The sequence below is a fragment of the Acinetobacter sp. P1(2025) genome (assembly GCF_051390655.1).
GTDB classification, from domain to species: Bacteria; Pseudomonadota; Gammaproteobacteria; order Pseudomonadales; family Moraxellaceae; genus Acinetobacter; species Acinetobacter junii.
The window spans coordinates 50679-60295 of sequence record NZ_JBPKBJ010000012.1 but is presented as its reverse complement, the minus strand read 5'-3'; the positions used below and the strand labels follow the sequence as shown (position 1 = coordinate 60295).

Here is a 9617-nt window from a genome sequence, read left to right as displayed (position 1 = left end):
ATAGGTTGGGTGTGGAAGCACGGTGACGTGTGAAGCTGACCAATACTAATTGCTCGTGAGGCTTGACTATACAACACCCAAACAGTTGTTGTATTCAAGATAAATTCAATACATAACTTGATTTAGTGTACAAACTAGTTACAATACAGACCAATTATCTAATCCGTTAATAACTCATTTGGAAAACGCCTTGGCATATATAAGACCAAAGCAAGTATCCATAAACAGTTTGCTGGCGACAATAGCAAGAGTGAACCACCTGATCCCTTCCCGAACTCAGAAGTGAAACCTCTTCGCGCTGATGGTAGTGTGGCGTTTGCCATGTGAGAGTAAGTCATCGCCAGCTTTTAAATCTAAAACACCCCTAACCTAACGGTTAGGGGTGTTTTTTATTGAAATAAGAAAACTTAAAACTAATCTCAATTGTTTTATCTCTACTTCAATTTATAATCGAGTTAAATTCATAATTATAAAAAAGGAATTCAGCATTGAATGTAATTATCCAGTTGCTAGGTGGTATAGGCCTATTCCTTTTAGGCATGTCTCTGATGACGGATAGCTTAAAAGCAATCGCTGGTGAAGCTCTACGACAATGGTTAGTTGGATTTACAAATTCTCCGATTAAAGCTGTTTTATCAGGGATTGGTCTAACTGTAGTTGTACAATCCTCTACAGCTACTACTTTAGCAACAATTGGTTTTGTCAGTGCAGGCGTTCTTAGTTTTAGTCATGCAATTGGAGTGATTATCGGAGCGAACATAGGGACAACAAGTACGGGATGGTTAGTTGCACTGCTGGGATTGAAATTCTCAATTGCAAGTTTCGCCTTACCTATGATCGGAATTGGAGCTCTGCTTAAAGTATTAGGTAATGAAAAAGTTTCTTTTTTAGGATTAACTTTAGCTGGATTCGGCCTGCTATTCTTTGGAATTCAAATATTACAAGATGCGATGAGTGGTATCGCTGAACTTATTGATTTATCTCGTTGGGCAGAGCCAACACTTATAATGAAGGTCATTTTAGTGGTGATAGGCATTTTGATGACCATTCTATTACAGTCATCAAGTGCAGCAATAACAACGACATTGGCAGCATTATCTACTCAAGCAATCAATTTTGAACAAACTTTAGCATTAGTGATCGGTCAGAACATTGGGACCGTCGCAACAGCAGTACTCGCGGCGATGGGAGCGACCACAAGTGCAAAGCGGACAGCAGCGGTTCATGTTGTTTTTAATGTAGTTACGGCAATTTTTGCTTTTCTTATTTTGTCTCCAATCTTTGTATGGGCATATCAACATGTGGATGCGATCCATCAATTAGATGAAGTATTGTTAGTTGCAGCATTTCATACAGCTTTTAGCTTATTGGGAGCATGTATTTTCATGCCTCTTTTACCTAAATTTGAGCAACTGATTATCCGTTTACTACCTGAACAAGAGCCTGTGACGACCTGTTATTTGGATGAGTCACTTTATAGCGTTCCAGCATTGGCAATTGCAGCAGTAGAACGAGCATTATTGAAGTCGATTGCAGATATGTACAGTGTATTGGTTCGTTGTATCCGAAACGAGATTATTCCTTCACTTGTAAATATAAGTGAATATGATCATACACTTGTAAAAGTTGAGCAGTATCTAAAAGAAATGTCGATTCCACAGTCGAATATTGATCAGCAGCGCTTTATTATTTTGTTACGGTTAGTTGTGTATGTTCGAGTGCTTAAAAATGATTTAGCTGATGTTTCTAAAATTGAATTTATTCAAAATCAAAGCATTATTTATGATTTAGCACAGCGTTTCGCCACAGTTTTGGAGCAGAATATTTCTTATTTACTGCAGCAACCTTTTTCAAATTTACCTGAATCATTGGTAAATGAATTAACTGAAATAGTCGAAGAGCTGAAAGAGAAACAAGAATTTGTTCGACAACAACTGATAGAAGATGCTGCAAACAAGAATATTCCTGCGACTTATACTTTAGAGCTCTTAGCTGCGCAAAGATGGTTGGAACATCTTATAGTTCACTGTAGCCGTGTAGCAATCTTGTTGAGTGATACAACACACATATTAGTGGATGATGAAGTAGAGTTAGCTCATTAAAATATAACTTTTCATAAATCCTACGTTTTCTACTTTCCTACTCAGCTGACAAGCCTATAATGATTGAGAATCATTCCAAATCTAATAAGGAAATAACATGTCGACCGATCAACAATTTCCAACGCCTGCAAACTTAGGGATAGCAGTATATTCAAACAATGCTGAAGCGATTGGTAATACACCATTGGTTCGTATCAATCGTCTGATTAAAACTGGCGCAACAGTATTGGCAAAAGTTGAAAGTCGTAATCCTGCATTCTCAGTGAAATGCCGTATTGGTGCAGCTTTGATTGCGGATGCGGAAAAGCGTGGTGTGTTGAAAGCGGGTATGCATATTGTTGAACCAACAAGTGGCAATACAGGAATTGCATTAGCATTCGTTGCAGCGGCAAAAGGTTATCCAATCACTTTGACGATGCCAGCCAGTATGAGTTTAGAACGCAGAAAAGTATTAAAAGCTTTAGGTGCGAATCTTGTTTTAACTGAACCTGCTAAAGGTATGAAAGGTGCAGTGGATGAAGCGGTTCGTTTAGCAACGGAAAATCCAGAGCTTTATTTTCTACCACAACAATTTGAAAATCCAGCCAATCCACAGATTCATGTCGATACCACAGGCCCAGAAATCTGGCAGGCAACCAATGGGCAAGTTGATATTCTAGTTGCGGGTGTTGGCACTGGCGGGACAATTACTGGCATTTCTCGTTATTTTGAGCAAGTTCAGAATAAGCCAATTTATTCTGTCGCAGTTGAACCTGCTGAATCTCCAATCATTACTCAAACTAAAAATGGTGAAAGCATTTCACCCGCACCGCATAAGATTCAAGGCATTGGAGCGAACTTCATTCCTAAGAACTTAGATTTGGATTTGGTGGATGAGGTTGTACCAGTGAATAGTGCTGATGCGATTGAGTGGGCAAGAAAGTGTGCAACTCAAGAAGGCATTTTGGTTGGTATCTCAAGCGGTGCAGCTTTAGCAGCAGCAGCTCAAATTGCAGAACGTCCTGAAAATACAGGTAAAACCATTGTGGTGATCTTGCCTGATAGTGGTGAGCGTTATTTATCTTCTGTTTTATTTGAAGGTTTATTTGACGAAGCTTGATTGCATTGTTGAGTGAGTAAAAACCATGCCTAAGCGCATGGTTTTTTATTACTTCTATTATAAGGCTTTTTTTAAGGTCTTTTCATGGCGCTTAACTGAGCGTGCATATTTCTTCGCTTTATGGCGAGTCCAAAAACTACGTTCATAGCCAGTCGGTCCAACATTGTAATACGCTATGGCTTTAGACCAACTGCCAGCAGATTTGTAATAGCTGGAAAGAATATAAGCACCACAGTTGATATTGGTGTTTTCATCATACAAATTGCCAGGGCAAGATGTACTCCAATAGCTAGAAATAATTTGAGTTAGACCAATCGCACCTGTGGGCGAGCGCGCCGAGCTATTAAAATTTGATTCTTGGCGAATTAGTGCAGCAAGTAAAGTTGGTGAAACATCATAACGTTCGGCACTTTGCACAATCATAGGAGATAAACGATTGGCAGTATTTGGAGCAACAGAATAAGCATTTTGCAAACCTGAAGACAATTGATTAGATCGGTTTGCAAATGACCCGCTTAAACTACTGCATGCTGTCATACTGATCGCTATCATGATCAAACTAATTTTTAAAATCATTCCATTAAATTTATTGATACGACTGTATTGATCAGTATGATTGAATAAGAATTGCAAAATAATAAACCAAAAGTACCAAGATGAGTTGATGGTATTAACACCATGTAAATGAGTCAATAATAGTTATTTTGCGATCATGTGAAGAGCATTGTTTAGATATAAAAAAAGCCCCGACATCCTGTCGAGGCTTTTTCATATTTGGTTTCTTGCCGTTAACTCCTGTCAACGACCACGTCCTGTGCTTCTTGTTGTTCTGAATGAGACTTCCTGTCTCTTTATGACTCTTATGATAGAGCTTTATACTTTAGTCGTATATTCGCTAATCACCGCAACTGATGTACGTATATGCGTACATGATGTAATCATAATGCTTCTTTTAAAGCTTGCTCATGGCGTTTTACTGAGTTGGCGTAGCGATGTGCTTGATTGCGCATGTAGAGGCTTCTTTTATAACCGGTTGGTCCGACATTGTAATAACCAAGTGCTTTGAACCAATCACCAGTCGCTTGATAGTATTTTGCAAGAATGTATGCGCCACAATTAATATTAATCTGTTCATCATAAAGATTTCCAGAACAGGTCTGTTGCCAAAACTTGGGACGTACTTGGGTCAAACCTACGGCATCTGCTGATGATCTGGCATTGGCGATATAGCTAGATTCTTGTCGAATCAGTGCAGCAAGTAAATGTGGAGAAATGTTATAAGATTCAGCACTTTGCAGAATCATGGGTGCGACACGATTTGCAGTCGTTGGATGAACAGAAAAAGCCGTTTGAATGCCTTGTGAAAATTGTTGTGAATGGTTGATTGTTGGTGATTTTGTTGTTGTACATGCAACGATGAAGTAGGCACTAATAACTATAAAGCTGAGTTTAAGACATTTGTTTTGAAACTGAGTAAAAGAAAATCTGTATCGCGTTATCATCGTGAAAAAAGTGTGTCCATTCTATAAAAGCACGCGGATAGTAAAAAGAGGCCTAGTTCGGGTCAATGATAGTTCATAGGCAAAATCGTTGGTTTTTATATTTTAGGCTTGACTTAATTTAGAAAAAAAGAAGCCTCGACTTCCTGTCGAGGCTTCTTCGTATTTGGTGCTATCACCAACTCCTGTCGATGACCACGTCCTGTGCTTTTTATTATTTTAAATGAGACATCCTGTCTCTATGTCTTGCATTCTAGGTAAGTATTGGCATGTTGTATATGCGTTAATCACCTGATTTCGTGTAGGCTGTGGCTTACATAGTTGAATATCTCAATGCTTCAAATTGGCTGTCTTTATTATCCATGCTACTAGCTTTTGAGCAATCGGTGCACAGACTAATACACTTGGAAATGCAAACATCCACGCCACAATCCAAGCTGACATCCACATTGAAAAGAAGTTATCAATTAAACCTACCGCTTTAAAGGTAGTAATTCCTGAGATGAGAAATGACATCATGCAAGATAATATGAATGGAAATAAAAGACTTGCTGCCTTCACGTAATCACCTCTGAATTGCATTTAAATTTAATGCAAAATTTTGCCCGAATAATTGGGCGGTTTTAATATCACCAAAATCAAACGCATTGGCTGCACTTTGATGTTCAGCTTGTGCCATTAAACCTGACCAAGAACCAAGACGATTGAGTGCCTGAGTATAAGGTATACCTTGATGTTGTTCAGGTAGAACAGGATTACCAATCCATATCATACCGTGTTGCATACAAAAGGTGAAAAGTGAAATGAGTGTAGACTGTTTATCTCCAGCAGGAAGTGATGAAACCGTAAATCCTGCCGCGAGTTTTCCTTTTAGGCTTTGCTTTTTCCATAATGGTCCTGTGAGATCCATCAGTTGTTTGAAGGTACCTGAAACACCACCTAAATAAGTTGGACTACCCCAAATGAGTCCATCATATTGGGCGATAAGGTATGGATGAGCCATCAATGATTCTGCTGTAAACAAATCAATTTGAATATTCTCTACTTGTGCAGCACCTATTTGAATTTGCTCTGCAATAAATTGTGTATGACCTTGGCGGCTATGGTAGATAATTGCAATAGATTTCATGGAGTCGTCCTCGATTAGAAAAAATTAAGCAATACAGCGGTGAGAAATAAACCACACCCAAAAATACTGTGATTGATCAAACTTTTAATGCGGTTAATAAAGGGCTGAGGTGTCTTTGAGGCAGCGATACCTAATCCCATCGCGGGTTGCATGATCAGGAAAGGGATCAAAACAGTGATCACACCAAAGGAAAGTGCAGAAGGAAATTGAGGTTGAGCCAACCAATTTTGGTCTACCATTAAAATAAAGCTGAAAGAGAAAATGACACCCACACTGTAATGAGCAATCCAGCCAAGTAGATATTCATGTCGAATTTCTGGACTTTGAGCAATTGATTGATGCTGGATTTTTCCACGCAAAATCCAGCCAATCCAACGTCCAAGTAAAGTAAAATTTAACGTTGGGATATTGAATCTTTTTAATATCAACAACCAAATATCCATGATGATGGTTGCACCAATACCAAGTCCAAAAATGTAGATCAATCGTTCCAACACATTCATTTAATCACCTTGAGCCTTTACCAATAAAATCTGATAAATTGATTGTGCAAGTTCAAGCCAACTTGAAGTCAAGGGGTATTTATGGATATTGGTGAAGTCGCAAAAAAAGCAAAGCTCACGACATCGACATTGCGCTTTTATGAAGAGAAAGGGTTAATCAAATCGATTGGTCGTCATGGCTTACGTCGTCAGTACAGTAAACAAGTTTTGGATCAACTGGCTCTCATTGCATTAGGTCGAGCAGCAGGCTTTTCATTGGATGAAATTGCAAGCATGTTTGGGCAGGATGGAAAGCCTGAGTTAGATCGGAAAATGCTGAATGATAAGGCAGAACAATTAGAACAAATGACACGACGTTTACATTTCATTAGCGAAGGATTGAGACATGCTGCGGTATGTCCCGCAGAAAATCATATGCAATGTCCGACTTTTCAGAATTTTTTAAAAGCTGCGATTGCAGGTGAATATCAGCCCACAAAACTCTAAAACAAAACAGAGTTTTAAGGAGAAAGCATCGGATTGCATCGCCATAAAGATGTCATTTTATTGAAGTCAAAGCTTCATAAAAACTTGTTCTAATTTTTCTTAATTTTTACCAAATGTATAAAACTATGAACAAGAAAACTTTATTGGCTTTATTGTGCTGTAGTGCTTTGGCTTTAACGGCATGTAATGATGATGATCAAGATCAAAAAACATCGGTAGATCAAGTGACTGAGCCAACCTTGATCTCTTTTGCTAAGCTGCCTGTAGAAACCTATGCGATTGGACCTGATTCTGGCAACGCTGTCAGTGGCACTAATGGTATTTACCCACCATTTAAAGGGCAACCTGTACAAGGTTTCTCGGCTGCTTTGAAAAATGAAGACGGTAGTTATATGGCGATGTCTGATAATGGTTTTGGTACGCAAGACAATTCAGCGGATTATTTATTGCGTATTTATAAAATCAAAGCCGATTTCAGAACAAAAAATAAAGGCACAGGGCAAGTTTCAGTCCAAAGCTTTATTCAATTACGTGATCCAAATAAACGTATTCCTTTTGAAATTGTGAATGGAAATACTTCAGAACGTTTATTAACAGGTGCCGATTTTGATCCTGAGTCGATGCAACGTGCAGCAGATGGCAGCTATTGGATCGGTGATGAGTTTGGCCCTTACTTATTACATTTCTCAGCAGAAGGAATTTTATTGGATGCACCAATTGGATTGCCTAATCCTTTAAATTCAGCCCAAGAACTACGTTCCCCTCAAAACCAATTTAACAAAGCCAACATCAATTTTGTTGAGCCTTTGGTACAGCGCAGTGGGGGCTTTGAGGGAATGGCGATTTCTCCAGATGGCAAATATCTATATCCTTTACTGGAAAAGCCATTGCTGAATGATGCAACAGGTCAACTTCTGATTTCTCAATTTGATATTCAGAAGAAAAGCTATACGGGACAATATTATTGGTTCGCTTTAAATAGCAAGGCAACTAATATCGGTGATTTCCAATTATTTAGTGATAAAGATGGCATCATCATCGAACGTGATGCGAGCCAAAATAATTTAGGTGGGTATAAAAAGCTGATACGGATCACTTTGACCGAACCTAAACAAATGGTAGTACGTGAAGATTTGGTGGATTTAATCAAAATTGCCAATCCAAATTTACTCTATGGCACAGCGCGTGAAGGGGATATTGGAACAGGTCAGGTCTTTGCTTTCCCATTTGAAACGATTGAAGATGTAATTATTGAAAATGGAACGACATTAACTGTATTGAATGACAATAATTTCCCAGGTTCTTCGGGACGTAATGCCAAACTTGCTGATGATAACGAAATTATTCAGATTCGTTTGCCGAAAGCATTATTTTAAACGTCGGGTAAAATTAGCCGAAATGGTCATTCCTCATTTCGGTTGAAAGCGTATACTGATCAGGCAGAAGGAGTCCTCATGTCTGAATCAGTTACGCGCCCAACCCATATTGAATATGGTTCAAAATCGTTTACTGCGATTTTATGGTCTTTGTTCTTTGCTGGTTTTGCTTCCTTTTCATCCCTGTATTGTGTACAGCCGATGATGCCGATCTTTGCAAAATTCTTTCAGGTCACACCAACGCACAGTAGTTTCCCTTTATCTTTTTCAACCATTGCACTCGCGATTGGTTTGTTGTTCACAGGATTCATATCTGATCGTTATGGACGCAAAAGGATTATGGTGTTTGCCTTATTTTTTGTTTCCATATTATTGCTGATTAGTGCTTCATTTCCGATTTGGGAAATTTTTCTGACTACTCGTATTTTTATTGGCTTAGCTGTGAGTGGTGTCGCAGCGGTTGCAATGACCTATATCGGAGAGGAGATCGCACAAAAAGATATCGGTTTTGCCATGGGGCTATATATTTCAGGTACGGCAATTGGTGGAATGGGAGGGCGTTTAATCGCGGGGGTTTTAGTTGATTTTATTTCTTGGCAATCTGCTACTTATATTATTGGTTTTCTAAATCTGATTATCGCTTGTTTATTTTATTTTTTATTGCCCAAATCTCAGCACTTTAAACCGTATCCCTTTCGGTTTTCTCGCTTTAAGGATGCATTTGAGCAGAACTTAAGAGATTCAAAATTAAGGATTTTATTTGCCCAAGGTTTTATCTTAATGGGCTGTTTAGTGACGGTATTTAACTACATTAGCTATCATTTATTAGAAGCTCCATTTCACTTATCACAAGCATGGATTGGTGTGATTTCGATTGCTTATCTAGCAGGCATTTATAGTTCGCCTAAAGCCGCACAATGGGGCTTTAAATATGGGCGTGATAAGGTTCTGCCGATGATGTTAATGACGATGATGATTGGCTTGTGGTTTACACTCCTTCCATCATTATGGTCAATTTTGATCGGTTTGATTATCTTCGCTTTTTCATTTTTTGCAGCGCATTCGACCGCAAGTAGTTGGGTTTCAGTACAAGCAGTACAATATCGTGCAGTGGCATCCTCGCTGTATTTATTCTGCTATTACATTGGTTCAAGTTTGCTCGGCAGCTTCGGTGGATTGGTTTGGGAGCAGTTTGGCTGGATTGGAATTAATTTGAGTGTGAGTGTGGTTTTGGTGATTGGGTTAGTATCCGCTTTATATCTTGGTAAATTACAACGTTCAGCCTAAATTATTAAATCTGAATAAACTTTGTACAAATAATTTGTTATCTCCTTGTTCTTGAATGCTTTATAAACAGGGAAAATGAATTGAATTCATGTTAAAATGATCGGCTTTCATCTTTAGATGTCTCTCCTTCATCTGC

At 38.6% G+C, this 9617-nt stretch carries 10 protein-coding genes and 1 rRNA gene; 6 read left to right on the top strand and 5 right to left on the bottom strand.

From position 1 onward, the window contains the following. Positions 1 to 231 precede the first annotated feature (231 nt). From rrf to cysK, 3 genes are all read left to right on the top strand, one after another. A 5S ribosomal RNA gene (rrf, locus tag ACSC97_RS05075) occupies positions 232 to 346 on the top strand. A 142-nt stretch (positions 347 to 488) separates the two neighbouring features. Beyond that, positions 489 to 2102, top strand: a complete 1614-nt coding sequence (locus ACSC97_RS05070; RefSeq protein WP_171493083.1) for a Na/Pi cotransporter family protein — start codon at positions 489 to 491, stop codon at positions 2100 to 2102. A gap of 97 nt (positions 2103 to 2199) precedes the next feature. After that, positions 2200 to 3201, top strand: coding sequence for a cysteine synthase A (cysK, locus tag ACSC97_RS05065; RefSeq protein ID WP_004917158.1), 1002 nt, complete (start codon positions 2200 to 2202; stop codon positions 3199 to 3201). A gap of 57 nt (positions 3202 to 3258) precedes the next feature. On the opposite strand, the gene ACSC97_RS05060 is transcribed toward cysK, so the two are convergent. The 5 genes from ACSC97_RS05060 to ACSC97_RS05040 form a co-directional block, all read right to left on the bottom strand. Then, complete coding sequence (locus tag ACSC97_RS05060; protein ID WP_125318610.1) at positions 3259 to 3777, bottom strand: lytic transglycosylase domain-containing protein; 519 nt, start codon at positions 3775 to 3777, stop codon at positions 3259 to 3261. Between the two features lie 362 nt (positions 3778 to 4139). Continuing rightward, positions 4140 to 4703, bottom strand: a complete 564-nt coding sequence (locus ACSC97_RS05055; RefSeq protein ID WP_004917154.1) for a lytic transglycosylase domain-containing protein — start codon at positions 4701 to 4703, stop codon at positions 4140 to 4142. A 327-nt stretch (positions 4704 to 5030) separates the two neighbouring features. Next, positions 5031 to 5261 (bottom strand): DUF2798 domain-containing protein, encoded by a 231-nt coding sequence (locus ACSC97_RS05050; protein ID WP_004917151.1) that lies wholly within the window; start codon positions 5259 to 5261, stop codon positions 5031 to 5033. A 4-nt stretch (positions 5262 to 5265) separates the two neighbouring features. Then, the gene (locus tag ACSC97_RS05045; RefSeq protein ID WP_270900021.1) at positions 5266 to 5829 is read right to left on the bottom strand and encodes a flavodoxin family protein; all 564 of its coding nucleotides are present in this window, start codon (positions 5827 to 5829) and stop codon (positions 5266 to 5268) included. 14 nt (positions 5830 to 5843) lie between these two features. Next, the gene (locus ACSC97_RS05040; RefSeq protein WP_436659581.1) at positions 5844 to 6332 is read right to left on the bottom strand and encodes a DUF2938 domain-containing protein; all 489 of its coding nucleotides are present in this window, start codon (positions 6330 to 6332) and stop codon (positions 5844 to 5846) included. 81 nt (positions 6333 to 6413) lie between these two features. Here ACSC97_RS05040 and ACSC97_RS05035 point away from each other — a divergent pair, with 81 nt between their 5' ends. The 3 genes from ACSC97_RS05035 (at position 6414) to ACSC97_RS05025 (ending at position 9481) form a co-directional block, all read left to right on the top strand. Then, positions 6414 to 6818, top strand: coding sequence for a helix-turn-helix domain-containing protein (locus ACSC97_RS05035; RefSeq protein ID WP_005403498.1), 405 nt, complete (start codon positions 6414 to 6416; stop codon positions 6816 to 6818). Positions 6819 to 6943: 125 nt separating this feature from the next. Then, complete coding sequence (locus tag ACSC97_RS05030; protein ID WP_436659579.1) at positions 6944 to 8194, top strand: esterase-like activity of phytase family protein; 1251 nt, start codon at positions 6944 to 6946, stop codon at positions 8192 to 8194. A 78-nt stretch (positions 8195 to 8272) separates the two neighbouring features. Continuing rightward, a complete protein-coding gene (locus ACSC97_RS05025; RefSeq protein WP_436659577.1) occupies positions 8273 to 9481 on the top strand; it encodes an MFS transporter in 1209 nt (402 codons plus the stop codon). Positions 9482 to 9617 lie beyond the last annotated feature (136 nt).